General features: G+C 58.6%; 22 protein-coding genes and 2 pseudogenes. 14 read left to right on the forward strand and 10 right to left on the reverse strand.

The genetic code is table 11. The features are described from left to right. Positions 1-113 precede the first annotated feature (113 nt). The 5 genes from nhaC to AC0T4W_RS04305 form a co-directional block, all read right to left on the reverse strand. On the reverse strand, positions 114-1,565 hold the full coding sequence (gene nhaC / locus AC0T4W_RS04285; protein ID WP_476316583.1) for a Na+/H+ antiporter NhaC: 1,452 nt from the start codon (positions 1,563-1,565) through the stop codon (positions 114-116). A 100-nt stretch (positions 1,566-1,665) separates the two neighbouring features. Then, a complete protein-coding gene (locus tag AC0T4W_RS04290) occupies positions 1,666-4,512 on the reverse strand; it encodes a valine--tRNA ligase (RefSeq protein WP_476316586.1) in 2,847 nt (948 codons plus the stop codon). Between the two features lie 262 nt (positions 4,513-4,774). Further along, positions 4,775-5,170: a DNA polymerase III subunit chi gene (locus AC0T4W_RS04295; RefSeq protein ID WP_476316589.1), complete on the reverse strand. Its 396-nt coding sequence runs from the start codon at positions 5,168-5,170 to the stop codon at positions 4,775-4,777. Between the two features lie 8 nt (positions 5,171-5,178). Then, entirely contained in the window at positions 5,179-5,655 is a 477-nt protein-coding gene (locus AC0T4W_RS04300) for a DNA polymerase III subunit chi (protein WP_476316592.1), read from the reverse strand. 23 nt (positions 5,656-5,678) lie between these two features. After that, on the reverse strand, positions 5,679-7,172 hold the full coding sequence (locus AC0T4W_RS04305; protein WP_476316595.1) for a leucyl aminopeptidase: 1,494 nt from the start codon (positions 7,170-7,172) through the stop codon (positions 5,679-5,681). Between the two features lie 143 nt (positions 7,173-7,315). Here AC0T4W_RS04305 and lptF point away from each other — a divergent pair, with 143 nt between their 5' ends. Together lptF and lptG are read left to right on the forward strand one after the other, a co-directional pair. Continuing rightward, complete coding sequence (lptF, locus tag AC0T4W_RS04310) at positions 7,316-8,437, forward strand: LPS export ABC transporter permease LptF (RefSeq protein WP_476316598.1); 1,122 nt, start codon at positions 7,316-7,318, stop codon at positions 8,435-8,437. Next, entirely contained in the window at positions 8,430-9,491 is a 1,062-nt protein-coding gene (gene lptG, locus AC0T4W_RS04315) for an LPS export ABC transporter permease LptG (RefSeq protein ID WP_476316601.1), read from the forward strand. The genes lptF and lptG overlap by 8 nt, the downstream gene beginning before the upstream one ends. A 62-nt stretch (positions 9,492-9,553) precedes the next feature. Here the strand turns inward: lptG and AC0T4W_RS04320 are convergent, their stop codons facing one another. Together AC0T4W_RS04320 and AC0T4W_RS04325 are read right to left on the reverse strand one after the other, a co-directional pair. After that, positions 9,554-10,051, reverse strand: coding sequence for an RDD family protein (locus AC0T4W_RS04320; RefSeq protein WP_476316604.1), 498 nt, complete (start codon positions 10,049-10,051; stop codon positions 9,554-9,556). A 102-nt stretch (positions 10,052-10,153) separates the two neighbouring features. Next, positions 10,154-10,366 (reverse strand): cold-shock protein, encoded by a 213-nt coding sequence (locus AC0T4W_RS04325; RefSeq protein ID WP_304864699.1) that lies wholly within the window; start codon positions 10,364-10,366, stop codon positions 10,154-10,156. A gap of 662 nt (positions 10,367-11,028) precedes the next feature. Between AC0T4W_RS04325 and AC0T4W_RS04330 the strand changes: the two genes are divergently transcribed. Then, positions 11,029-12,141 (forward strand): hypothetical protein, encoded by a 1,113-nt coding sequence (locus AC0T4W_RS04330; protein WP_476316608.1) that lies wholly within the window; start codon positions 11,029-11,031, stop codon positions 12,139-12,141. A gap of 21 nt (positions 12,142-12,162) precedes the next feature. Here the strand turns inward: AC0T4W_RS04330 and AC0T4W_RS04335 are convergent. From AC0T4W_RS04335 to AC0T4W_RS04345, 3 genes and pseudogenes are all read right to left on the reverse strand, one after another. Next, positions 12,163-13,359 (reverse strand): annotated as a pseudogene (locus tag AC0T4W_RS04335) (type IV pilus assembly protein FimV); the annotation flags it as partial. Between the two features lie 316 nt (positions 13,360-13,675). Beyond that, on the reverse strand, positions 13,676-14,257 hold the full coding sequence (locus tag AC0T4W_RS04340) for a DUF1415 domain-containing protein (protein ID WP_476316610.1): 582 nt from the start codon (positions 14,255-14,257) through the stop codon (positions 13,676-13,678). A gap of 79 nt (positions 14,258-14,336) precedes the next feature. Beyond that, a complete protein-coding gene (locus AC0T4W_RS04345; RefSeq protein ID WP_476316612.1) occupies positions 14,337-15,062 on the reverse strand; it encodes an endonuclease in 726 nt (241 codons plus the stop codon). 365 nt (positions 15,063-15,427) lie between these two features. On the opposite strand from AC0T4W_RS04345, the gene AC0T4W_RS04350 reads away from it, so the two are divergent. The 11 genes and pseudogenes from AC0T4W_RS04350 (at position 15,428) to AC0T4W_RS04400 (ending at position 25,205) form a co-directional block, all read left to right on the forward strand. Next, positions 15,428-16,102, forward strand: a complete 675-nt coding sequence (locus AC0T4W_RS04350) for a hypothetical protein (RefSeq protein ID WP_476323453.1) — start codon at positions 15,428-15,430, stop codon at positions 16,100-16,102. 214 nt (positions 16,103-16,316) lie between these two features. Continuing rightward, positions 16,317-16,463 (forward strand): annotated as a pseudogene (locus AC0T4W_RS04355) (BrxR family transcriptional regulator); the annotation flags it as partial. Positions 16,464-16,511: 48 nt separating this feature from the next. Then, positions 16,512-17,033 carry a hypothetical protein gene (locus AC0T4W_RS04360; protein WP_476316615.1) on the forward strand — a complete coding sequence of 174 codons (522 nt, stop codon included), beginning with the start codon at positions 16,512-16,514 and terminating at the stop codon, positions 17,031-17,033. 176 nt (positions 17,034-17,209) lie between these two features. After that, complete coding sequence (locus AC0T4W_RS04365) at positions 17,210-17,596, forward strand: hypothetical protein (protein ID WP_476316618.1); 387 nt, start codon at positions 17,210-17,212, stop codon at positions 17,594-17,596. A gap of 9 nt (positions 17,597-17,605) precedes the next feature. Next, a complete protein-coding gene (locus AC0T4W_RS04370; RefSeq protein WP_476316621.1) occupies positions 17,606-18,253 on the forward strand; it encodes a hypothetical protein in 648 nt (215 codons plus the stop codon). 409 nt (positions 18,254-18,662) lie between these two features. Further along, positions 18,663-20,183 (forward strand): IS21 family transposase, encoded by a 1,521-nt coding sequence (gene istA / locus AC0T4W_RS04375; protein ID WP_476315505.1) that lies wholly within the window; start codon positions 18,663-18,665, stop codon positions 20,181-20,183. A 16-nt stretch (positions 20,184-20,199) separates the two neighbouring features. Beyond that, complete coding sequence (gene istB / locus AC0T4W_RS04380; protein WP_476315508.1) at positions 20,200-20,955, forward strand: IS21-like element helper ATPase IstB; 756 nt, start codon at positions 20,200-20,202, stop codon at positions 20,953-20,955. Positions 20,956-21,048: 93 nt separating this feature from the next. Further along, complete coding sequence (locus tag AC0T4W_RS04385; protein WP_476316624.1) at positions 21,049-23,139, forward strand: AAA family ATPase; 2,091 nt, start codon at positions 21,049-21,051, stop codon at positions 23,137-23,139. A gap of 71 nt (positions 23,140-23,210) precedes the next feature. Beyond that, positions 23,211-23,582: a hypothetical protein gene (locus AC0T4W_RS04390; RefSeq protein ID WP_476316627.1), complete on the forward strand. Its 372-nt coding sequence runs from the start codon at positions 23,211-23,213 to the stop codon at positions 23,580-23,582. A gap of 27 nt (positions 23,583-23,609) precedes the next feature. Further along, positions 23,610-24,644: a helix-turn-helix transcriptional regulator gene (locus AC0T4W_RS04395; protein ID WP_476316629.1), complete on the forward strand. Its 1,035-nt coding sequence runs from the start codon at positions 23,610-23,612 to the stop codon at positions 24,642-24,644. A 309-nt stretch (positions 24,645-24,953) separates the two neighbouring features. Then, positions 24,954-25,205 carry a hypothetical protein gene (locus tag AC0T4W_RS04400; RefSeq protein WP_476316632.1) on the forward strand — a complete coding sequence of 84 codons (252 nt, stop codon included), beginning with the start codon at positions 24,954-24,956 and terminating at the stop codon, positions 25,203-25,205. Positions 25,206-25,258: the final 53 nt, after the last annotated feature.

Raw genomic sequence — 25,258 nt, forward strand, 5'->3', positions numbered from 1 at the left:
GCATAAGTTTTTACAATTGCGCAAAGATGCCTGATTTTCACCCAAATTGGCAGGACCTTCCTGCGTGTATGCGACCTCTAATTAGTACTACTACTTAAGCGGTATCCCTATGTTCAGGCGCTCGCTGTGTGAGCCTCGGCTACCTGTGGCCGAGGCGGGAAGATAAACGCCAGGCAGATCGCCAGCAGCGGCATCAGCAGGTTGAAGAAGCAGTACGGCAGGTAACTCAGGGTCGCTACGCCCAGAGTCGCGGCCATATAGGCGCCGCAGGTGTTCCACGGCACGAGCACCGAGGTCAGGGTGCCGCCGTCCTCCAACGCGCGCGACAGGTTGACCGGGGCCAAGCCGCGTTTTTCATACTCGGCGCGGTACATGCGGCCCGGCAGCACCAGGGCGATGTACTGGTCGGCGGTGATGATATTGGTGCCGATGCTGGTGGCAATGGTGCTGGCGATCAGGCTGCTGGTGCTTTTCGCCAGGTGCAGGGTGCTTTGTAGTAGGCGTTGTAGCAGGCCGAGTTTTTCCAGCACGCCGCCAAAGCACATAGCGCAGATGATCAGCCACACCGTGGTGAGCATGCTGCCCATGCCGCCTTTGGACAGCAAACCGTCCAGCGCCGGGTTACCGCTGCTGGACTCATAACCGGCGAACAGTGCAGTCCAAACGGTTTTCAGCGGCGCCAGGTTGCCGGCAGCCGGGTCAGCCAGGCGCGCCATCACCTCGGGCTGAAAGATTACGGCAAAGATGCCACCGAGCAGTGCGGCGACAAACACCGCCGGAAAAGCCGCCCACTGGCGAACGGCGAGAAACAGCAGCAAGGCCACCGGCAACAGCAGGTGCCAGCCGAGGCTGAACTGGGCTTCCAGCGCCTGCAGCACCTCGGTAATGCGCGCAGTGTCATGGCTGCCGTCGGCGCGTTGGCCGAGGATAAAGAACAGCACCAGGGTGATACCCAGTACCGGCACCGTGGTGCGCAGCATCAGGCGGATATGCGCGAACAGATCAGCCCCGGCCGCAGCGGGCGCCAGGTTGGTGGTGTCCGACAGTGGCGAGAGTTTGTCGCCAAAGTAGGCGCCGGAAATAATCGCCCCGGCGGTAATCGCCGGGTCCAGGCCCAAGCCTGAGGCCACGCCCATCAGGCCAATGCCCAGGGTGCCGGCCACGGTCCAGGAGCTGCCGATGGACAGCGCAGTAAGGGCGCAGATCAGGCAGCTGGTGACGTAGAAATATTCCGCCGAAATCAGCTTGAGGCCGAGCCAGATCATGGTCGGCACGGTGCCGGCGAGAATCCAGGTGCCGATCAGCGCACCGACCGCCAGCAGAATCAGGTTGGCCTTCATCGCCATCTGGATGCCGGCGAGGATGCCTTCCTCGACCTGCGCCCACTGCAGGCCATTCTTCAGCCCTACCAGGCCGGCGATCAGGGCTGCACTCATCAGCGCGATCTGGTTCGGTCCACTGGAAGAGCTGTCGCCATACAGGTAAACGGAAAGGCTGAGCAAAACCACCAGCACGCCAATGGGCAGCAAGGCATCGAGCAGGGAGGGGGCGCGTGTATCAGTCATGGGTGTACCGGTCGATCAATGGGACTGTGGCTGGAAAGCCCAGCCCAGAAAAAACAAACCCGCGCCGTTAAGGGCGCGGGCTGAGGGTGTTACGTGGCGATCAGAGTGCGGCGATCTTACCGCGCTGCTCGACCATCTTGCTTAGGGCTTGCTCAGCTTCGGCCAGCTTGGCGCGCTCTTTGTCGAGCACTTCGGCAGGCGCCTTGGCGACGAAGCCTTCGTTGGCCAGCTTGCCGCCGACACGCTTGACCTCGCCATCCAGACGGGCGATCTCTTTGTCCAGGCGCGCCAGTTCGGCGTCCTTGTCGATCAGCCCGGCCATTGGCACCAGCACCTGCATCTCGCCGACCAGCGCGGTGGCGGACATCGGTGCTTCTTCGCCCGCTTCCAGTACGCGTACCGATTCCAGCTTGGCCAGCTTGTTCAGCAGCGGCGCGTTGTCGGCCAGGCGGCGGCGGTCTTCATCATTGGCGTTGACCAGGATGATATCGATGCGCTTGGCCATGGAGATCTTCATCTCGCCACGGATCTGCCGCAGGCCGAGCATCAGTTGCTTGACCCACTCGATATCGCCTTCGGCGGCGGCATCGATACGGCTCTCATTCGCCACGGGCCAGGCTTGTAGCATGATCGTTTCACCGCGCTCTCCACCTTGAAGGCAGCCTGCCTGCGTCTTGATGCGCTGCCAGATTTCTTCGGTGATAAACGGCATAAAGGGGTGGGCCAGACGCAGCGCCACTTCCAGCACGCGGATCAGCGTGCGGCGGGTGCCGCGCTGGCGTTCGATGGGCGCGTTCTCGTCCCACAGCACGGGCTTGACCAGCTCCAGGTACCAGGCGCAGTACTCGTCCCAGATAAACTCGTAGAGCGCCTGCGCGGCCAGGTCGAAGCGGAAGGCGTCGAGCTGGCGGGTTACTTCAGCCTCGGTGCGCTGCAGGGCGGAGATGATCCAGCGGTCCACCGAGGACAGCTCAACTTCTTCGCCGCCCGCGCCGCAGTCCTGACCGTCGGTGTTTTCCAACACGAAGTTGGCGGCGTTCCAGATCTTGTTGCAGAAGTTGCGGTAACCCTCGACGCGGCCCATGTCGAACTTGATGTCACGACCGGTCGAGGCCAGCGCCAGGTTGGTAAAGCGCAGGGCGTCGGTGCCGTAGGCGGCGATGCCTTCGGGGAACTCAGCGCGGGTCTGCTTGGCGATTTTTTCGGCGAGCTTAGGCTGCATCATACCGCTGGTGCGTTTTTCCAGCAGCGCGTCCAGGGTAATGCCATCGACGATATCCAGCGGGTCGAGCACGTTGCCCTTGGACTTGGACATCTTCTGGCCCTGGCCGTCGCGCACCAGGCCGTGCACGTACACGGTCTTGAACGGAATCTGCCCGGTCAGGTGGGTGGACAGCATGATCATCCGTGCAACCCAGAAGAAGATGATATCGAAGCCGGTGACCAGCACGTCGGTCGGGTGGAAGGTCTTCAGTTCTTCGGTCTGCTGCGGCCAGCCGAGGGTGGAGAAGGTCCACAGGCCGGAGCTGAACCAGGTATCGAGTACGTCTTCATCCTGGCGCAGATTGGCGTCGCCCAGGTTGTGCGCGGCGCGTACTTCCGCCTCGTCGCGGCCGACGTAAACATTGCCGGCATCGTCGTACCAGGCCGGAATACGGTGGCCCCACCAGAGCTGACGGCTGATGCACCAGTCCTGAATGTCGCGCATCCAGCTGAAGTACATGTTTTCGTATTGCTTGGGCACGAACTGGATTTCACCGCTCTCGACCACGGCGATGGCTTTCTCGGCCAACGGCTTGGTGCTGACGTACCACTGGTCGGTCAGCCACGGCTCGATGATGGTGCCGGAGCGGTCGCCTTTCGGCACTTTCAGGGCGTGGGCGTCGATGCTTTCCAAGAGGCCAGCGGCCTCAAAGGCAGCAACGATTTGCTTGCGCGCCTCGAAACGGTCCAGGCCGGCGTATTCGGCCGGCAGGCTGCCATCGATCTCGCTATTGACGCTGCCATCGACATTGAACACCTGGGCTTTGGCCAGTACGGCGGCGTTTTTGTCGAAGATGTTCAGCAGCGGCAGGTTGTGGCGCTTGCCGACTTCATAGTCGTTAAAGTCGTGAGCTGGGGTGATCTTCACGCAGCCGGTGCCGAACTCGGGGTCGCAGTAATCGTCGGCGATGATCGGAATGCGCCGGCCCACTAGCGGCAGCTCGACAAAGGTGCCGATCAGCGCCTGATAGCGTTCGTCGTTCGGGTTAACCGCCACGGCGCTGTCGCCGAGCATGGTTTCCGGGCGCGTGGTGGCGACGATCAGGTAATTCTTGCCGTCGGCGGTGGTGTTGCCGTCGGCCAGCGGGTAACGCAGGTTCCACAGGCTGCCTTTCTCGTCGTGGTTTTCCACTTCGAGGTCGGAGATGGCGGTGTGGAACTTGGTGTCCCAGTTGACCAAACGCTTGCCACGGTAGATCAGACCGTCTTTGTGCAGACGGACAAAGGCTTCTTTCACCGACTCGGACAAGCCGTCGTCCATGGTAAAGCGCTCGCGCGACCAGTCCACCGAGCTGCCCAGACGCCGGATCTGCCGGGTGATGGTGCCGCCGGACTGCTCCTTCCATTCCCAGACTTTCTCCAGGAACTTTTCGCGCCCCAAGTCGTGGCGGCCAATGCCATCAGCGGCCAGCTGACGCTCGACCACCATCTGGGTGGCGATGCCTGCGTGGTCGGTGCCCGGCTGCCACAGGGTGTTGCGGCCCTGCATGCGCCGCAAACGAATCAGGCAGTCCATGATCGAGTTGTTGAAGCCGTGGCCCATGTGCAGGCTGCCGGTGACGTTTGGCGGCGGGATCATGATGGTGTAGGGCTCGCCCGCACCCTGCGGAGCGAAATAGTTATTCGCCTCCCAGTTCTCGTACAGGGCGGTTTCAATGGCGTGGGGCTGGTAGGTCTTGTCCATGCGCGGCGGGACCCTTATGACGGCTAGACGGAAAAGCCGGCAAGTATAGCGGGGAAGGCGCCTGTGGCGTAAGGCCGAGCATGGCGTGGCTGACTGATGGGCGAGATTTGAGCTTGTAGGATGGGTGGAGCGTAGCGATACCCATGCTGTCGAGCGACATGATAGTTACCACCCCAAGACCCTGTTGGGCTACGCGGCGACCTATGGCGATGTTGTTGCTTAAACCGCGACAATCGCCGCTAACCCAACCTACCCTGCTGAGCTATCGGCGTGGCGGCAGCAGGCGGCTTAGGCGGGCATCCAGGCGACGCTTCAGTTCGGCCTCGATCTGCGGCACGAAATCATCGATCACATCTTGCAGGATCAACTGGGCGGCGGCGCGCAGTTCGTTGTCCAGGCGGCTCAGTTCACTGTCGCGGCTAACGCTCTGGCTGACGGTTTCACGCAGGGTCTGTGCCACTGGCGGCTTGGGCGCAGGTGCTGGTGCAGCGGCCACGGGCGGCGGAGTGACGATGTCCGAGAGCAGGGGGATGCTGTCCGGGTCGATCGAGTCGATCAGCAGCGGTGGTTCGAGGTTTTCATCGCCCAGCAGCTGGCGGATCGACTCCAGGTCGTTCAGCAGTTGCGCGGGTTTTTGTGGCGGTTTTGGGGTGTCCATATGTGCTGCTAAAGTTCGACTCGTTTGGGATCATACCCGCGCTGCCGATAGCTGCGGAAATTCTCCCGGCAGGCGGTCAGCAGGTCGGGTTCCTGGTTGACGATTTCAATGATCCGGCTAAAGCGCTCTACCTGTGGCGAAAGGGTGCTGCCGAGGTTGATCAGTACGCCCTGAGCGCTGCTGGGCTCTTCATCCAGACCAATCACCACCGGGGCTTGCGCGTCTTCCTGGTACAGGCTGTGCGGCACAAAGCTTTCCGCTTTAAAGCGCCACAGCAGTTCGTCCACCTCTCTGCATTGCTGTGCATCGCTGCCACGCAGAAACACCGGCATACCAGCGCGCCAGGCTTTCATCGCCAGCTGGCAGGCCGCACGTAGGCGCTCGGCCTGCACAGCGCTGGAAAGGACGTAAAATTCGATGCGCACTAATGATCTCCGAGTGTGTGTAGGAGCGGGCCATGCCCGCGAAGCCGCTATCGCGGGCATGGCCCGCTCCTACGGAGGAGGTGTTAGCTGGCGTTACTGCGATCCAGCAGGTACTGCGTCAGCATCGGCACCGGGCGGCCGGTTGCGCCTTTGTCCTTGCCGCCGCTGATCCAGGCGGTGCCGGCGATATCCAGGTGCGCCCAGTTGTAGGCCTTAGCGAAGCGTGAGAGGAAGCAGCCAGCAGTGATGGTGCCGGCTTTTGGCCCGCCGATATTGGCGATGTCGGCAAATGGACTATCAAGCTGCTCCTGGTATTCGTCATACAGCGGCAGCTGCCAGGCGCGGTCGTCGGCGGTCAGGCCGGCACCAAGAATCTGCTGCACCAGTTCGTCATTGTTGCCCATCAGACCGGAGACATTGCTGCCCAGGGCAACGATGCAGGCACCGGTGAGGGTGGCGATGTCGATCACCGCCTGCGGTTTGAAGCGCTCGGCATAGGTCAGGGTGTCGCACAGCACCAGACGGCCTTCGGCGTCGGTGTTGAGGATTTCCACGGTCTGCCCGCTCATGGTGGTGACGATGTCGCCCGGGCGAGTGGCGCCGCCGCTCGGCATATTTTCGGCACAGGCCAGCAGGCATATCAGGTTGATAGGCAGTTGCAGCTCCAGCACGGCCTTGAGGGTGCCGAACACGCTGGCCGCGCCGCACATGTCGTACTTCATTTCATCCATGCCGGCCGCCGGCTTGATGCTGATGCCGCCGGTGTCGAAGGTGATGCCTTTGCCAACCAGGGCGTAGGGTTTCTCGTTCTTTTTGCCGCCCTGGTAGTTGAGTACGATCAGGCGTGGCGGCTGGTCGCTGCCCTGGGCGACGGCGAGGAAGGCGCCCATGCCCAGCTCCTTGAGCTTCTTCTCATCAAGGATCTCGACCTTGAGGTTTTTGTAGGCTTTGCTCAGGTTTTTGGCTTCTTCGGCGAGATAGCTCGGGTGGCAGAGGTTGGGCGGCAGGTTGCCGAGGTCTTTGGTAAACGCCATGCCGGCGGCAATTGCCTGGGCCTGGGTGCTGGCGCGCTCGGCATCAGCCAGGTTGGCTTTTTCAGTGAGCAGGGTGATTTTTTTCAGCGCGCCAGCTTCGGCCTTCTGGCTCTTGAAACGATCGAAGCAGTAACCGGCATCGGCCAGGCTTTCTACCATCAGGCGGGTTTTGCCGTAGGTGTCGCGGCCTTTGACCTGCAGTTCGTCGAGGGCCAGCACCGCGTCGCTGCCGCCGAGATTTTTCAGGCTGCTGTAAACGGCAGTGATCAATTTGCGCAGTTGGCGGTCAGACAGTTCGCTGTCCTTGCCGGTGCCGACCAGCAGTACCCGCTCGGCCTTGAGATTCGGCAGGTTGTGCACCAGCAGGGTCTGGCCGATCTTGCCGGCCAGGTCGCCGCGCTTGAGCAAGGCGCTGATCGCGCCAGCGCTGGCGGTGTCGATGGCCTTGGCGATTTCTCCGAGTTTTTTGCCCTCACCAACAGGGATAACCAGGGTGGCGGTTTTTAGTGTTTCTGGGCGTGCGCTTTTAACAATAAATTCCATTACGTGGTGTCCCCAAGACAAGGCGTCGGTATTGCAGGATAATGCCGGCTATTTTTCGATGGTTCGCCAGTTGGGCGAGCCGGCAAGCAGTGCGGCTAGTTTGATCTTAGCCGCCTGAGCCTGACAACCCTGGAGTGTCTGGTTTGATCGTCTTCCGTTATTTGTCCCGTGAAGTGTTGTTGACCCTGAGTGCCGTAAGTGCGGTGCTGTTGGTCATCATTATGAGTGGTCGCTTTATCCGTTACCTGGCCCAAGCCGCGCAGGGGGTGCTTGACCCTGGGGTGCTGCTGATGATTATTGCGTACCGAATTCCGGGTTTTCTGCAGCTGATTTTGCCGCTGGGGCTGTTTCTCGGCTTCCTCCTGGCTTATGGGCGGATGTACCTGGACAGCGAGATGACCGTGCTCTCGGCCACCGGCATGAGTCAGCAGCGTTTGTTTGCCTACAGCCTGGCGCCGGCGACCCTGGTGGCATTGCTGGCTGGCTGGCTGAGCCTAGGTCTGGCGCCGCAAGGCATTGAGCAGGTGGCGCGAATTCTCAACCAGCAGAGCGCCATGACTGAGCTGGATACCCTGGTGCCAGGGCGTTTTCAGTCGATGAAAAATGGCTCGCGAGTCACCTACACCGAAGACTTGTCCGAAGATCGCAGCTCGTTGGCCGGGGTGTTTATTTCCGAGATACAGCTGTCCCGCGAGGGCGATAAGGAGCGCGGCATCTCCGTGCTGGTAGCCGAGTCCGGTCACCAAGAGATCCAGGAAGACGGCAGCCGCTACCTGATTCTGGAAAATGGCTACCGCTACGACGGTAATCCGGGCCAGGCCGATTACCGCGCTATTAAATACGACACCTACGGCGTGCTGCTGCCCAAGCCGGAAGTGGCGACGGAGGTGACGGACCGCGAGGCGATGCCAACGCGCGAGCTGATTGGCAGTGACAAGCCGCGCTTGCAGTCCGAACTGCAGTGGCGCTTGTCGATCCCGGTGCTGGTTTTCGTGGTCACCTTGCTGGCGGTGCCGCTGTCACGGGTTAATCCGCGCCAAGGGCGCTTCCTCAAGCTGTTGCCGGCCATTCTGCTGTACATGGCGTACCTGGCGCTGCTGATTGGCGCGCGTGGCGCGCTGGATAAAGAGAAAATCCCCGCAGCCCTGGGCTTGTGGTGGGTGCATGGGCTGTTCGCATTGATCGGGCTGCTGTTGCTGTATTGGGAGCCGCTGCGCTTGCGCTGGGCGGCCCGTCGTGTGGCACTGGAGGTGGCCCGTGGTTAAGTTGGATCGCTACATTGGCACACAGGTATTTGTCGCCATCCTGGCTGTGCTGGGCATCATTGTCGGCCTGGCGCTGTTGTTTGCCTTTATCGATGAGCTGGGCGATGTGGAGGACAGCTACAGCCTGCTCGATGCCCTGGGCTATGTGCTGCTGACGGCGCCACGACGCATCTATGAAATGCTGCCGATGGCGGCGCTGATCGGTTGTCTGATCGGCCTGGGCTCACTGGCCAGTAACAGCGAACTGACCATCATGCGTGCGGCCGGCGTATCGATTGGGCGCATTGTTTGGGCGGTGATGAAGCCGATGCTGGTGCTGATGCTGGTTGGCGTGCTGATCGGTGAGTACCTCGCGCCCTATAGCGAAAATCAGGCCCAGGCCAGTCGGGCCATGGCCCAAGGCGGCGGTGAAGCGCAGAGCGCCAAGCGTGGCCTGTGGCATCGTCAGGGTCAGGAATATGTGCACATCAACGCCGTGCAGCCCAACGGCGTGCTGTTCGGGGTGACTCGCTATCGTTTCGATGAGCAGAAACGTATGCAGTCTTCCAGCTTCGCACGGCGTGCCCAGTTTCAGGGCGATCACTGGCAGCTGGAAGATGTCGCGACCACGCATTTTCGTGAACGCAGCAGTGAGGTTATTAAGCAGGACAGCGAGCGCTGGGATGTCGAGTTGACGCCGCAGCTGCTAGGCACCGTAGTGCTGGCCCCGGATGCGCTGTCGATGACCGGCTTGTGGAAATACATCCATTACTTGGCCGAACAGGGCCTGAATAACAGCCAGTACTGGCTGTCGTTCTGGACCAAAGTGCTGCAGCCTTTGGTAACAGCGGCGCTGGTGCTGATGGCAATCTCCTTTATCTTCGGTCCGCTGCGCTCCGTGACCCTCGGGCAGCGCGTGTTTACCGGGGTGCTGGTGGGGTTTGTGTTCAAGATCAGCCAGGACCTGCTCGGCCCGTCGAGCCTGGTGTTTGGCTTCTCGCCGCTGTTGGCGGTGTTGATCCCGGCTGGTACCTGCGTCCTGGCCGGCGTTTGGTTGCTACGCCGCGCAGGTTGATTCAGACGTAAAAAAGCCGGCGTACTCATTGAGTGCACGCCGGCTTTTTTGTAGCTGGGTGTTTACTTCTTATGGATGTTCTTCGGCAGCTGGATTACCTGGCTGTCCGAATAAATGTCATGCCAGCTGCGTTTCTCCTTGTCCCAGAGTACCCAGAGAAAGCCTAGTCCCAGCAATAGCCAGGAGCCGATAGCGACCAGAAAGCGCAGCAGCGCCTGCCACAGGCTGATCGCTGTACCGTCGGCGTTCTGGATACGCAGGCCCCACACCTGCATGCCCAGGGTCTGGCCGTTGTGCGTCCAGAACTTGGCGAAGAAACCAAACAGGCTGAGCAGTACCAGGCTGGCTAGCATAGGGTCGCGGTCCAATCGGCCGGCCTGGGACATGGCCATCAGCGTGTCGCCGCCATAGATCATGCGCAGTACCCCCTGCTGGTAGATCAGGGTGACGACCATGACGAGGGCCACACAGAGTAAAAAATCATAGAAAAGGGCGGCCAGGCGGCGGAGCAGGCCGGCGGCAGGGTAGTCGCCCTGCGGGCTTAGCAGGTGGTGGGACATGGTCAGACTCGTATGGCGGTTGCGGCGGGTTCACAGGGTAGCTGGGTCGGGGCATAAAAAAACCCCCGATGTCACCATCAGGGGTTTTTCAGCACGGCAGGATTACTCCTGGATTTGTACTTCGTCAGCCTGCATGCCTTTCTGGCCTTGCACGGCGATAAAGCTGACCTTCTGGCCTTCTTTCAGGCTCTTGAAGCCGTTGCTTTGGATCGCGCGAAAGTGCACGAACAGGTCCGGGCCGCTTTCTGGGGTGATAAAACCAAAACCTTTCTCGTCGTTAAACCACTTGACGGTACCGCTCTGACGATTCGACATGTTGCGTTTCCTTGGACCTAGAGTTGATGACAGCCGCTACTCGGCATGAGGGGGCTGAGTACTGGTTGCAAGGAGGTGTACGAGGTCGAGCGGGATGTAGCGGATCTAGATGATCTACTGCACCAGGTCACGATTTTCGGCGACCCATGCAAATACAGTGGGGCAAACTCTAGCCAACTCCCAGGAAAATGCCAAGCCCCTGCAGGGCATGCGTTTACTGGGTTGTAGGCTGATTTCGTTGCGTTTTGCGGGGGCTTAGAATGGGCTTTGAGCTGCCACCAGCAGATAGGCGTGTCACTAATGATGAAAAAGCGGCGTGGCGGACAACGTATGACGGCCGCATGAGGTGGCGCGCGCCACGACCGGGGCAAATGATGCCTACAATCGGGTGGATAACAAGGCTATGTATGCGTTAGCTGTTGCAGGAAATCTTAAGGAAGAGCGCCGCTCCTACAAAGGCCTACAGCACGGAGCAACAGGTAATGAGTACATAGCCAATAACAATGAGCAGGCACTGCGCACTAATGCGTCGAGCGCTTATCGACCTGGTTCGGTACCTTTGAGCAGGGTCGCTATCCGCGAGTCTGCGGTTTTGCTTCTTTACTTCAGTCCTAGGCCTGAAGCCGGAAGCGCAAAAGGTCCCTTCATTTAAGGAGTCGCTTATGTTGAGCCGTAAAGGATTGTTGTTTGTCGCAGCCGCTGGGTTGTTGGCCTGTCACGCCCAAGCTGCGGATGTCACGGTCAAGCTGGGCAGCACGGAGCGCGTCACCCGCTTGTTTGCATACCCCAACAACTGCAATGTGATCTGCTACCGCGATTGGACACTGGAGCAAACTGCTGAGCATTACCTGGGCCAGAGCCTGCAGCGCGATGGGTACGCCACCGCCAAGGTTACTGTGCACCGCGAGGAGCAAGAGCTCTACGCCAAATTCACCGAGGTGCCTGAAGGCTACGGTAAACCACTCGAGCAACTGCTGAAGACCGGCGAGCTGGCCTACGCGGGCGCCAAACTGCTTAACAAGGATGGCAAGTGGCAATACAACTGGTCGTTGTTCCTGCCGTTGGGCATGGCTCTCGACAACCGCAAAAGCGTTGAGCTGCTGCACTTCCCACCGGATTACTCGCTGACCCAGGCGCAGGATTATCTAGAGTCGAGCACCACGGACCGTTGGGCGGAGCTGCTGACTAATAACGGCATCGATGCGGCGCAGACACCTGCCTTCCAGACCATCATCGACATTGCGCCAATTGCCGCACCCGCTAACGCCGGTAGCGCGCTTGAGGGGGTTTACAGTTATTTCAACACCTACCAGACCCAGATGGTCATGCAGTTGACCGCTGGCAAAGACGGCCAAGCGCTGCCCATGGTGGCCTTTGGCAGCCCGGTGCGCAGCTGGGTTAAGCAGCAGTACGGGGTTTCTCTCGATGTACTTGGCTTGGCGCAGATCAGCCCGGCTGCTGGGCAGCAAGTGGCGGTGCTCGGCGCCAACCACCCCAGTTACATCTGGTATGCCGCTGACCCGGAAAACTACGATGGCGATCAGCAGAAAGCCGATGCTGCCGGCATCAAAGTCATGGGGCAGGATCTCAGCGCCGCCTGCTGGCAGGCGAGTATGGGCGAACAGCCCAATCAGGATGCGAGCCCAGTTCTGAGCAGCTGCAGCGAGAAATGGCAGGTTACTGACAAGCTACAAACCTGCGAGCTGTTCTACACCTCGGTGCGCAACTTAACTCCTGAAGCAGCGCAGGCCAAGTGCACTCCGGCTAGCAGCTGATCGCTCTCGGGCTTAAGGGTTAGCCGGTGTTTCACTACCAGCTGTAGACGCTGATACCTCAGGTGTTGCAGCGGGCACCTGATTTTGCGCGGCCAGATGAGCCTGTAGCTGGGCCATCTGATCGTTTTTCAACTGGATAAGCCGCTGCAGTTTGTCGAGTTGGCTCTGCAGGTCGGCAATGCGGCTTCTCAGCTCAGCATTTTCACGATTGGTTGAGTCGAGGCTTTCCTGGGTTATCGCCAGTTGGTCAAGCAGGGCCTTGTTGCCTGCGCTGCCTTTGTCACTGCCGGCACCGGCTTTACCGCTGCTATCGGCAACCAGTTTCAGGTTATCGCTGCGTTCAATTATGGCTGGCGTAGCGGCGGCGTTATTGCGCTTGCTGGCGTCCAGCTGACGGGTGCTGGCGGCAACATTGCGGCTCTCACGCCAGGCGGCGGTTTGCTGGTTAACCTGTGCGATGGCGGCGCTTTGCGTGCGGCTGTTGATTTGTTGGGCATCGGGCAGGCGCAGCACTTGGCCGCTTTTCATGCGGTTGATGTTGTTATCGATAAAGGCCTGCGGATTGAGATCCTGAATCGCCAGCATGGCCTGATGCACGCTGCCGCCAGCCCGCGCACGGTTGGCAATGTCCCAGAGGTTGTCGTTGGCGGTGGTCTTGTACTCATTGACTGCCGGTGGTGTGGCGGGGGCTACACCTGGCGACGCTGGCTGAATTGCGCTAACGGCTGGGCGCGGTGTCGGCGGCTGTGTGCGTGACGTAGCAGAGGCTGCGGTTACCGGTTGTTGTACTGCAACAGGGGTCACGCTTTGCGCGGTATAGAGCGGCGGGTCCAGCAGCAGGGTGTATTCACGCTGCAACTGGCCATTGGGCCAGAGCACCTGCACTAGAAAATTCAGGTAAGGCTCACGCATCGGCTTATTCGAGGTCACCCGGATAACGCTTTTGCCATTGGGTTTGAGTACCGGGGTGAATTTCAGGTCAGTCAGGAAGAACTGGCGATCAATCCCGGCCTTATTGAATGCTTCTGGGGACGCCAGGGTCGGGATCACTTCGTTGGCGTCCAGGTCACGGCTTTCCAGCAGCTCAATCTCAGCCACCAGTGGTTGATTGAGCGCTGACTGCAGCGTCATTTCACCCAGCCCTAGCGCGTGCGCCATGCCGGATGACAGCGCCGAAGCGGCTGCGATTGCCAGCACCAGTTTACGAACCCGAGCCATAGCGTTATCCCTTGTTTTATCTGCTTCTCGACCCGCGAGAGGGCCTTGAAAGTTGTTGCCGCCAGGCCTGCAGAGCTGAGCCTACTCAGCAATCCACTCGGCCCGTATTGGCAGCTTCGAAAGAGGGGGGATTTTATGGAGTCGCGCCGATTAATTGTGTTGATCAGCTTGCAAATCTCTCAAGGTTCTCGGAAGCAATAGCGTCCATTCGTCGGGCGCACGGCATCCGCGCGCTCGTTCGAATGGGCGGTGCACTCGGCTTGATAGATATGGCTGTAGTGCTGTCAGGTGTTTCTGGCAGCTTCGCGTTTGCGACTTAGCTGTTTTGCGCGTCTTTGCGGCATTGCGCCTGCAGGGCCGCCCAACCGTCTGCGCCAAGCTCTTCCAGGGTCTGGATATTAGCGTCGAAGATCGCCTCCGGCTCTGGGAAGGCAGCGACGGCGCGGTCAATGCTGGCTTCACGGAGGATATGCAGGGTCGGGTAGGGCGAGCGGTTGGTGGCGTTGCTGACATCATTGACGCCGGTGTCGGCAAACTGGAACTGCGGGTGGAAGCTGGCCACTTGCAGAACTCCGGCATAGCCGAGATCGTCGAGGGTGTCATCGGCCACGGCGAGAAAATCGTTGAAGTCGAGAAAATCGGTAAGGGCGGCAGGGTGGATCAGCAGAGTGGTGTCGGTCTCGCTTGGCTCGCAGTTGGCGAGCGCGTGCAACTCGTCGATCAAGGCGCTGAGCAGTGCTTGCGGCTCGGCGCTGGCGCACACCACATAACGCACTTGCCCTTTGACTTGCACGGCCTTGGCGAACGGGCAGAGGTTCAGGCCGATTACAGCGCGATCAACCCAGGCGCGGGTTTCGGCAATGGCGTGGGCGGGGCTTGGGGTGGCGGTGCTGGACATGGGGCTGTGCTCGGGTTGGTGTGGCGTGAAGTTTAGCGTTAATAGCGGCGCGCTGGGGTCTTCGGGCAGCTGCCAGTGCTTAGCCGCTGTTACGTTGCGGGTTGCCGGCACGGCGCAGCGGACTGCAGCGGCTGGCATCGATGGCGCCTACATAAGGGTTGCCGTGGCCCATCACGCAGCCGACCTGTTGGTTGCGCCAGCGCTCCCATTCGCTGACTGGGTATTGGCGGTTCCAGGCTTCGTAGGTGCGACGGTCGAGCTTGGACAATCGCAGCTGGTAACGCTCGGCCATATACAGATAGATGCGCGCCGATGCGCCACGCGCATGAGCCGGCGGCATGGCGGTTTTCGCCTTGAAATTGACCACCATCGGGCAGGCGCCGTATTGCGTGGGCTTGTCGCTGAGCATGCCGAGGGCGTAGTTGGATCGGTCGCCATTCACTTCGCCGATGCTCGGCACCAGGTTGTGCAGGTCCGCTTCGGCGGCTTTGAAACTGGCGTCGCTGCGTGCGCAGTTCTTGCGGCCGCCGTTCTGCCAGCATTGGCGCTGATGGCCGATCACCCAGGCCGGCACCACATGCTCCCACTCCACGCGGGCGGCTCGCCGCTCCTGCTTGCGCACGCTGTAGCCGCAGCTACCAAGGTCGACCCGGTTGCCGCTGTAGGCGCATTGGCAATAGAAGGTATTGGGCCGCTCGGCATACAGCCGCCAGGCGATTTTCTTCGCGGCGCTAAAGGTTTTCGGGGCATCGGCAAGGACGGGCAGGGTAACTAGCAGGCAAAGCAGGGCAAACAGACGCAGCATGGGTGACTCGACAGCCAAAAAGGCGCGGATCATACCGCTTAAAGCGCTCTGTGGCGGGCCTTTTGCCGGTGTGCTGATAGGCGGTTAGCAATCTTTTGTGTGTAGCACGGTCTGTTGGCAGTCCACCTGAGCTTATGCAGCTAGGTGCTTGATTGTGTTCAATGTCATGTATTCGGGTAGGAAAACTGGCCAATCTGGATTTTATTGCTAGCGTTACCTCATTACACCGCAGCGGACGACCTCCTCTGATGAGCACTGTACAGCGTTGGCAATGGCTGAAAACTGGCTCCGCCTGGTCGGGCGGCAGCGCTGTGGCAAGGCGCCGTTGGCCGTTGCTGGCGACGTTGCTGGTGGCGGTAATGGCTATGGGCGGCTGTTCCAGTCGGCAGGACCATCAAACCATCATCAGCAACCGTAGCGCGATCAAACCCACCGAGTTCTTCCAGAGCCACGCCGACCGTATGGCCACTCTGGGCATGCGCAACAACCTCAATAGCCTCTACCGTTTGATGGACAAGCTGTACCTGCGTAACCCGCGCGAGTGGCGCAAAACCGGCCTTGCGGATGTGGAGTCCGCCAAGCGTGAGGTACACCGCGCCATTGAGCTGGACCAACCGCTGCCGCAGCTGGGCGGGCGTACCGATATTGCAGCGCTGGGTTATGCCTTAAGCGCTGAGTACCAGGGCGACCGTGTTGGTGCGTTTATCTATTCGCTGGCGAGCATGCTGATTACCGCTCACGGTGGGCGCACCGAGTATTACCTGAGCGATACACTGGACCCGCAGTTCATCCATAACGCCGCGCGCAATTTCGAGAAGGCCAGCTGGATGCTCGCCCAGCGCACTGATGCCGGGGGCAAGCCCTGGTTATTGTCAAACGAGATTTCTGCTGAAGGGCATAACCTCAGCTATGCCGTGGAGTTTGGCAAGATAGTCGCGCGTCTGGATCTGCTTACCGATGTGCTGGATGAGCGCTATCGGCGCATGGGTGTGAGTTATGCCCAGGGGTTGTTGTTTATAAACTTCCTGCCGGTGCAGTAAACCCCTCAGTAGTCTTCTTCCAATCGCTTATTGTTTTGCGCATTAGCAGCTTCGATCTGCTGTTTCACCGAGGCTGCAGGCGCTCAGGGTTAGGGTGGTTGATAGCAGCAATAAGGTAAAGGCGACGCGCATAGTGACTCCTGAGTAAATGGGGCGCGCGACCTAGGGTCTGTTGCCGTTTCGCAGCAACGCGGCTCGCGACGAAACGGCAACACGGCTGGTTATCGATATACGAGGTGCACTGGTGCAGTACGTGCTGCAGCGCTATCAGATCGACACGACCAAAGTGCATACCAAGCCAACGGCCCAGCAGATTGTGGTGGTGAATTTGGATGAACTGCAGGGTTGGTTGTACCATTGAGAACAGTAGCGCTAATATATTTTTCATAAATGGTTAGGGATTAAAGCTATGCCAAAAATTAAACGAATAGATTCGTACGGCAAGGATGTAATGATAAAAATAATATACGACATATTAAAATCAGACTGGCCAGAAGAATTCAAGAAACACATTCTACTAAGAGAACTTCTATGGAAATCTGACGCACCTAAAGGAGTTCAAGGCGATAATAACGGAATAATTTTCTCGTCTGCCGCCATGCGCCTTTGGAAGGAAAATGAAAAATCCAACATCAAACCTAAAAACGGAATAATCATTGAGCATGCAATTCCACGACTGGCTATATACGCAGCATTGACTCAGCAGAAAAAAATAAGCATGGCAAGAATAGCTGAGATTCTAGACAAGATGATTGTCAGGATTGCAGTTACAAAAGCTGAAGACGCGCGCCTCAACCAACTTAAACTTCGCCAACAAATGCCGGAAGACTGGGACGGCATAGACTTAATGGCGAGGCACCGAATCGCAAAAATAAAACACGTTAAGTGGCTCCCGGAAAAGTACAAGCCGGCAAGCCCTAAAAGGGCCTGAGCAAAGCATTGCGTTTCTATTCACTATGGCGAACCGTTCATCTCTTCTAGAGATGTACTCGGTATATTAGCCGACCCATCAAAAAATCCCGTCCGGATAAATCAGCACACTCCTGCGTCACATTTCGTCGCAGGCATGATTCACGATTGGTGCTCACTGTATCTAGGGGAAGCACCATGGATCGTCTCATCAAGGAAAACCTCGAAGCACTTCTGCAAGAAACCTCGAACACCAAGCGCTTTGGTCGTCGAATTATCAGCCTTGCAGGCTTTCTCAGTCCTTCCGAACCACCTGAGCATCTGCAGGAGCAACTGAGCAATCTGTCGCGCCTGCTGATTCAGCAGGATGCATTTGACGCGTTGCTTGAGCCTGTCACGTTGATGTCCCGGGCGGGCCTGACCCACACCTTGGATGCCCACGCCATGCGCGCGATGCTCGCCAGCCTAGAAGAGGTGCGCAAGCAAATCGCGGCTCTGGAGGATATCAACTACGCCCAACTCATCAGCTGGCTGGTCAGCCTAGCCGTAGGCCGCAAGATCATTCGTCTGAAAACTGCCGATTGAGGGCACGAAATGTCTCCATTAAAAACCAATCTTCCGAAGCACGGCCCATGCTTTAGTGTCATGGATTTCTTTACGTTTACAGAGACCATGCGGGCAACTTTCTATCCAGACAATCCGGTGCCCAACTTTGAGTTAAGCGACTTGCTCTTTGTCATCAGTGCACCGCTTGACTACCACCCACCTACGGATGACAAACGTGCCACGGTGTATTTCGACCAAAATGACTGCTCACGCGCACTGCCCGAGGATGCTTATCAAGTCACATGCCCCCATCACTTAAGTACGCATGAATTTATGAAATGGGCTGAGCAAGGCATCCACATGCTTACCCATCCCTTCATGCACACCGGTCTTATCTGCATCGACATTTCGGATCTGATACGTTTTCTGCGAGCCTCCGAAAGCCAGAAGCTACTTTTAGAGATCATCCCCTATGACGACCCTCTTGAAGTTCCTTGGGCACAACTACAACGCTTTCGCTTTAGAAATGTCTTTGCCTCGCTGTTTGCTGGTCACGATTTAACGATGCCGATGATCTCAGACCTCGGAAATGCTCTTGAAGAAATCAGCCCAAACGTCAGCAGCATAGTGCTCGCCGCCAACTACCACGCAAGCAATCCACCCGTGGTGATGCTCCTGGGAGAGCTGGAACCCTAACGCCCCCGTCCACAGTAAAAGTACCTGAGCACGGCTTGCGACGCATTGCGTCGCAAGCATCCTCCACAATGCCTCCACACTCTCTGGAGGACTCAAAATGACAAAACCCGCTCGCAAGTCTGGCCCACACAACCAGGACACATGCCCGCTTGCCCTGAGCTGGATGTTCAAGCTGGTGATCGATTGCGGCGGCCATCGGGGCTTCATTGCGGATTCCGCGCTGACTCGGACACCCATTCCACGCACATCCGGACAGTGATTCCACGCTGATCCGGACACCCATTCCACGAGCATCCGGACACTGATTCCACAGCCATCCGGACACTTTCTGGCAGGCAGCTACGCAGGATTTATTCACTACCATTGGCCTCTTTTTCGAAGCAGAGAGGTCGTCGTGGAGCGTTTATCCATGCGTAAAATCCGTGAAGTGTTGCGCCTCAAGTTCGATTGCGGGCTGTCTGTCCGTAAGATCTCCCGCAGTCTGGGCATAGGTCACAGCAGTGCCGGTGATTACCTTTGCCGATTCACGGCCTGCGGCCTCTCCTGGCCGCTCCCTACTGAGTTGTCCGACGCCGAGCTGGAGCGGCGCCTGTTCCCGCCACCGCCGGAGATCCCCTCTGAGCAACGACCAACTCCCGACTGGGCCTGGGTGCATGCCGAGCTGCGCCGACCAGGCGTGACCCTGGCACTGCTCTGGCAGGAGTATCGGCTGGGCCAGCCACAGGGCTTCCAGTACAGCTGGTTCTGCGAGCACTACCGGGCCTGGGCCGGCAAGGTCGATGTGGTGATGCGCCAGGAGCACCGCGTCGGCGAAAAGCTGTTCGTCGACTACGCAGGTCAGACGATGCCGGTGATCGACCGTCACAGCGGCGAGATCCGCCAGGCGCAGGTATTCGTCGCGGTACTCGGTGCCTCCAGCTACACCTTCGCCGAGGCCACCTGGTCGCAGCAGTTGCCGGACTGGCTGGGCTCCCATGCCCGTTGCTTCGCCTTCCTCGGCGGGGTGCCGGAGATCGTGGTGCCGGACAACCTGCGCAGTGCGGTGAGCAAGGCCCATCGCTACGAACCGGACATCAACCCCAGCTACCGCGACTTGGCCGAGCACTATGGCGTGGCGGTGGTGCCGGCGCGGGCGCGTAAGCCCCGCGACAAGGCCAAGGCCGAGGTCGGCGTGCAGGTGGTCGAGCGCTGGATCCTCGCCGCCTTGCGCCATCGCCAGTTCTTCTCCCTGGACGAGCTCAACACGGCCATCGCCGTGCTGCTGGAGCGGCTCAACCAACGGCCGTTCAAGAAGCTGCCGGGCTCCCGGCAGTCGGCCTTCGCCAGCCTGGATCGCCCGGCTCTGCGCCCGTTGCCGGAGCAGCCCTACGTCTATGCCGAGTGGAAGAAGGCGCGGGTGCACATCGACTACCACGTCGAGGTCGATGGGCATTACTACTCGGTGCCCTACCAGCTGGTGAAGAAGCAGCTGGAGGTGCGCCTGACGGCCCGCACCGTGGAGTGCTTCCACGCCAACCAGCGGGTGGCCAGCCACGTACGCTCCCTGCACAAAGGCCGGCACAGCACGCAGACCGAGCACATGCCCAAGAGCCATCGCGAGCATGCCGAGTGGACGCCTCAACGGCTTATCCGCTGGGCCGAGCAGACCGGCCCGAACACCGCCGGCGTAATCAGCCACATCCTCGAACGGCGCGTGCATCCGCAGCATGGCTACCGCGCTTGCCTGGGCATCCTGCGCCTGGGCAAGCACCACGGCGAAGAACGGCTGGAAGCCGCCTGCCAGCGCGCCCTAAGCCTCGGTGCCTGTAGCTACAAAAGCCTCGAATCGATTCTGCGCCAAGGCCTGGAAAACCTGCCGCTGGCTCAACAGAACCTACCCCTACTACCGGACGACCACGCCAACCTGCGCGGCCCCGGCTACTACCACTGAACAAAGGAATCCCACCATGCTGCCTCACCCGACCCTGGACAAGCTGCAAACCCTGCGCCTGCACGGCATGCTCAAAGCCCTCGCCGAGCAACTGAAAACACCCGACATCGACAGCCTGAGCTTCGAAGAACGCCTCGGCCTGTTGGTCGATCGCGAGCTGACCGAGCGCGACGACAAGCGCCTGAGCAGCCGCCTACGCCAGGCCCGGCTCAAGCACAACGCCTGCCTCGAAGACATCGACTACCGCGCCCCGCGCGGGCTGGACAAGGCGCTGATCCTGCAACTGCGCAGCGGCCAGTGGCTGCGCGACGGCCTCAACCTGATCATCGGCGGCCCCACCGGCGTCGGCAAAACCTGGCTGGCCTGCGCCCTGGCCCACCAGGCCTGCCGGGACGGCTGCAGCGTGCGCTATCTGCGCCTGCCACGGCTGCTGGAAGAACTGGGCCTGGCACATGGCGACGGCCGCTTCGTCAAGCTGATGAGCAGCTACGCCAAGACCGACCTGCTGATCCTCGATGACTGGGGCCTGGCACCGTTCACCACCGAACAGCGCCGCGACATGCTGGAGCTGCTGGACGACCGCTACGGCCAACGCTCAACCATCGTGACCAGTCAGATGCCGGTGGACAACTGGCACGAACTGATCGGCGATCCGACCCTGGCCGACGCCATCCTCGACCGCCTGGTGCACAACGCCTACCGGATCAACCTGAAGGGAGAGTCGATGCGCAGGCGGGCGAAGAAATTGACGACGCCGGGCACCTCAGACTAACAATGCATATCCTGCGTCGCTGCGCTCCGACTGCCTGTCCGGATGACCGTGGAACAGGTGTCCGGATCAGCGTGGGCTGAGTGTCCGAATGGCGTGGAATCCGCAGGCTTCATCAATCACGGTTGTTTCAGTGATGACGATGTCGCCCACGAGCTTGGCATTTACTGGCTAGTAGACGCTGCCGAGAGTGATGAAGACGATGAGGACGCCCCCACCTTCCCTGGGGTTCTACCTGGAAGAGCTAGACGCTCAAACGTAGCCAGAAAATTCAGCTTTCAGGAGCGATCTTTGGCTGCGCTGCGCAATGAACGCATGCTCTTTGATAAGGAGTTTCCAGCACCCGAGCTACCAGACAACCTGCAAGCGAATCTGGCAAAACTTGCACAGCTGATTGGCCTGGATGAAATCGAGCAAAAGCTGATCGGTTTCTGCTCGGTGATGAATACAGATACCCTGCTGGATGACTGCTGCAATGAACTCGGTCACATCGGATTCAACCGCCTGATCAGAGTGCTGAGCACACTGCTGGATATTCCGCAGAATGACCTGCGTTTACGTCTTTCGGCAGAGGGCCGCCTGGTGCAGTCAGGGTTGCTTGAGGCGAACCTGCGCAGCGGCGTGCGCAATCACATCTCTGACCTGCTGGGCTTTAACAACAAGGATCTGCTGTTCTCCGTGCGTCACCACCAAGGTAGCGCTATTGGGCTGTTCCAAAGTGCTTTTCGCCCTGCCCCCGAAAGCGAGCTGGAAGCCAAAGATTTTATTCACCTCGACACCCCACTCAACATCACCCGCCCCTACCTGCAGCAAGCACTCGAAGCGAAAAAAACCGGGGTTAACATCCTCATCTATGGCCCACCCGGCACCGGCAAGAGCCAGCTAACAAGGCTGCTTGCCAGCGAGTTGCAGGCTGATCTCTTCGAAATTGCCTGTACCGATAACAGTGGTGATCCTATTGATCGTCGCGGTCGCTTGTGCGCGCTGCGGTCGGCGATGTGTGTACTCAGCCAGCAGAAAACCTTGCTGGTGCTGGATGAGATCGAGGATCTATTCAGTGGCAGCAATGAACTGGCCATGTTCATGGGTGGCCAAGAACGGCAAAAAGGCTGGATCAACCGCATGCTTGAGGAGAACCCAATCCCCTGCTTCTGGCTGACCAACAACATCAGGGCTTTGGATAATGCCTATATCCGGCGCTTCGACTTAGTACTCAAGCTGGATAATCCACCTCGGCTTCAGCGCGAAGGCATTATCCGCAGCGCCAGCGACAATCGCCTGACTCAGTCGTTGGTCGACAAGCTCGCCGACCATGAACAGCTGATGCCCGCCATCATCACACGGGCGATGGATGTGGCAAGCAGCCAGGCTCAAGACGCATCTGCGGCCTTGGACACGACAGTCGAATTTCTGGTCAACGCCACGTTGCAAGCCCAAGGGTTTTCGCGCCTGGGGCAGAGTCGCATGCAGGCTCTACCTGAGTTCTACAGCCCAGAAATGGCCAATACTGATATGCCCCTCGATCAGCTTCTAGCCGGGTTGCAGAATCATGGCGAGGCACGTCTGTGCTTTTACGGCCCGCCAGGTACAGGCAAGACTGCTTTCGGTCATTGGCTAGCGAAGCAACTCGGCAAGCCGATTCTAACTCGCCGAGCATCTGACCTCATCTCACCTTACGTTGGCATGACCGAGCAGAACTTTGCGCGAGCATTTGAGCAGGCTGCCGATGATGATGCCGTCTTGCTTCTTGATGAGGTTGATAGCTTTCTGCAGGATCGTCGAAAGGCCCGCCACAGCTGGGAAGTAAGCGCCGTAAACGAAATGCTGATGCAAATGGAAAGTTATCGCGGACTGTTCATAGCCTCCACTAACCTGATGGATAACCTCGACGAAGCCTCATTGCGACGCTTCGACTTGAAAATCAACTTCGACTACCTCGGCGCTGAACAGATCACCAACCTGCTTCGGCAGTACCTGCGGCAAATGGGCCTTAAAAAGCCAGACAGCCTCAAGCTCGCCCGACTGCTTCGGCAAAGCTGTCTAACGCCAGGTGATTTTGCACTGGTCTCACGACGTGCACGCTTCCAACCATTCACCAATGCCGATCAGGTGGTTGATGCGTTACTGGCCGAAAGCAGTTTAAAAACCGCCAGGACCATGAGAGCGATTGGTTTTGCTGAGTGGTAGAACGTTGCCCCAAGGTCATATTCAAAAACCCAACAAAAAAGATCGGTTAAGCGGCAAGGCAGGAGTGCGAAATGGTTGATGCAGCGGCGGGAACATCCCAAGCCTATAGCGCCGATGATTTCGAAGGCGCTGCAGAGCGGTTGCTGGGGAAGAGATCTCAAATTTTAAAAGAGCTGGAGGCGACACCTGCGCAAATCTGCAGCGCATTTAGTGAAGCGTTTTTTAGCGGGAAGCTGAGCGAGAACGCCGAGAACCAAAACGACATCAGCTTGATGCTGACGGCCTCAACCGAATTTTTCCTAGGGTCCGGCCAGCAGCTCCTCTCGGATTCACAGCCGCAGAAAATGTCGCAACCTAAATTGGAGTTGGCTGATTTGCTGCGCAGTGACACCCCTCCAGATCGCGATGTTTTTGTGTGGCACAGCCGCCCCAACGTTGATTGAAGCGATTGGGCACATCATGATGCTGGCATGCAGCCGATTTTAGGGATGAACGCCGTGCCATCAGCCACCAGTCGCAGCACACTGACCCGCCAATGGGAACTGCTCAAGCTGCTGCCACCTAAGGGTCCGGGGATCACAACCCTTGAGTTGCAAAGCCGACTCAGTGACGCAGGGCACCCGACCACCAAGCGCACCATCGAACGTGACCTCGTCGAGCTTTCCAGGCTTTTCCCACTGCAATGCAACAGCAAAGGCATGCCCTACGGCTGGCACTGGATGCCTGGCAAAAGTGCCGAGCTTCCTGGCATCTCACTTAGCGAAGCTCTTACCTTGCGACTGGTGGAAGGCAGCATCAGGCCATTGATTCCGGCCTTTATGCTTAAAACACTAGAGCCGCGCTTCAACCTGGCCCGGCAAAAGCTGGAAGCCATGAGCGAAGAAAATCCTTCAGCTCGTTGGCTGGACAAGGTGGCAAGCGTACAGCCAGAACTCTCCCAGACTCCTCCCGAAATCAAAGCCGATCTCTTGGAAATTATTCAGCAAGCATTGATGAACGACACCCAGCTCAGCTGCCGCTACTACTCAGCCCACAAGAATCAGTTCCACAACTTCACACTTAACCCCTTGGGTCTTGTACAGCGAGCACACACCACCTATCTCATCGCCACCGCCGAACCCTTCGACGACATTCGCCAGTTCGTTGTTCATCGTTTCGAAGAAGCGCGCCTGCTCGCAAGTGCCAGCTACAAACCCGACGGATTTAATTTGCAGAACTATGTCGATAGCGGCGCCATGCAGTTTGGTACACACGAAAAGATTCAGCTTGAAGCCTGGGTGAGCGAAGGCCTTGCCCGCCTTCTGCAAGAAGCCCCAATTTCACATGACATGTTGCTGGTTTCAGAGGATGACGGCTCAAAACTGACCGCTACGGTGAATGACAGCTGGGAGCTGAAATGGTGGGTGCTATCTCACGCAGGGGCCATTCAGGTTCATAAGCCACAGGGACTGCGAGATGAGATAACTCAGCGGTCGCGGGCGGCTCTGGAGCTACATGAGTGCTAGTCTTTTGGCTGACATACCGCAGCAAAATAAAATCCAGGTCATGAAGCAATCATATCTATCCCCAAACACGCAAGGAGCAGCAATGGACACAGCACAATGGATTTCCCTATTCGGGGGTGGGCCTTTCGCTCAATGGACAAGAAACTTGAGCAAGTACTGCAACTGAATAGCTGCCGCGAGCATTAGATACAGGCAGAAGTCAGCCTGCACGCTTGGTTCGAAAATGAAATCGATATTTGGACAGATCTGCCAATAGGCGAAGGGCGTAAAGCAGATCTGTTCGCGCAGGATAACAACGGCGCTACGACCATGGTGGCTGAAATCAAATGCTTGGGAGACGCATCACAAGCCAAGTGCCTTGAAGGTGATTGGTCAGTTCGTGCGGATATCGAAAGGCTGCGCTCTTTCGAGTCCCCGACTCGCCTATTCGTACTAGTGATTGCCAAAGGTGAGAAGGAAACCAATACAGGTAAACGTCTTCGCAATGATGAGTGGGTGGAGGGGCGTAAATCCATCGATCTGGATATGGGTTTTGCTTTGATTCGAATTTGGGCTTTGTGATCAATTTCGCCATACCGATTAACCGCCCTAGGTTAATCGGTATGTCACTGAGT

Source organism: Pseudomonas sp. C7.1 (assembly GCF_056312395.1).

Coding starts and splice junctions, on each gene's coding strand:
- nhaC (WP_476316583.1), bottom strand. CDS start 1,565: ATGACTGATACACGCGCCCCCTCCCTGCTCGATGCCTTGCTGCCCATT.
- AC0T4W_RS04290 (WP_476316586.1), bottom strand. CDS start 4,512: ATGGACAAGACCTACCAGCCCCACGCCATTGAAACCGCCCTGTACGAG.
- AC0T4W_RS04295 (WP_476316589.1), bottom strand. CDS start 5,170: ATGGACACCCCAAAACCGCCACAAAAACCCGCGCAACTGCTGAACGAC.
- AC0T4W_RS04300 (WP_476316592.1), bottom strand. CDS start 5,655: ATGCCCGCGATAGCGGCTTCGCGGGCATGGCCCGCTCCTACACACACT.
- AC0T4W_RS04305 (WP_476316595.1), bottom strand. CDS start 7,172: ATGGAATTTATTGTTAAAAGCGCACGCCCAGAAACACTAAAAACCGCC.
- AC0T4W_RS04320 (WP_476316604.1), bottom strand. CDS start 10,051: ATGTCCCACCACCTGCTAAGCCCGCAGGGCGACTACCCTGCCGCCGGC.
- AC0T4W_RS04325 (WP_304864699.1), bottom strand. CDS start 10,366: ATGTCGAATCGTCAGAGCGGTACCGTCAAGTGGTTTAACGACGAGAAA.
- AC0T4W_RS04330 (WP_476316608.1), top strand. CDS start 11,029: ATGTTGAGCCGTAAAGGATTGTTGTTTGTCGCAGCCGCTGGGTTGTTG.
- AC0T4W_RS04340 (WP_476316610.1), bottom strand. CDS start 14,257: ATGTCCAGCACCGCCACCCCAAGCCCCGCCCACGCCATTGCCGAAACC.
- AC0T4W_RS04345 (WP_476316612.1), bottom strand. CDS start 15,062: ATGCTGCGTCTGTTTGCCCTGCTTTGCCTGCTAGTTACCCTGCCCGTC.
- AC0T4W_RS04350 (WP_476323453.1), top strand. CDS start 15,428: ATGGGCGGCTGTTCCAGTCGGCAGGACCATCAAACCATCATCAGCAAC.
- AC0T4W_RS04360 (WP_476316615.1), top strand. CDS start 16,512: ATGCCAAAAATTAAACGAATAGATTCGTACGGCAAGGATGTAATGATA.
- AC0T4W_RS04365 (WP_476316618.1), top strand. CDS start 17,210: ATGGATCGTCTCATCAAGGAAAACCTCGAAGCACTTCTGCAAGAAACC.
- AC0T4W_RS04370 (WP_476316621.1), top strand. CDS start 17,606: ATGTCTCCATTAAAAACCAATCTTCCGAAGCACGGCCCATGCTTTAGT.
- istA (WP_476315505.1), top strand. CDS start 18,663: ATGCGTAAAATCCGTGAAGTGTTGCGCCTCAAGTTCGATTGCGGGCTG.
- istB (WP_476315508.1), top strand. CDS start 20,200: ATGCTGCCTCACCCGACCCTGGACAAGCTGCAAACCCTGCGCCTGCAC.
- AC0T4W_RS04390 (WP_476316627.1), top strand. CDS start 23,211: ATGGTTGATGCAGCGGCGGGAACATCCCAAGCCTATAGCGCCGATGAT.
- AC0T4W_RS04395 (WP_476316629.1), top strand. CDS start 23,610: ATGCAGCCGATTTTAGGGATGAACGCCGTGCCATCAGCCACCAGTCGC.
- AC0T4W_RS04400 (WP_476316632.1), top strand. CDS start 24,954: ATGGTGGCTGAAATCAAATGCTTGGGAGACGCATCACAAGCCAAGTGC.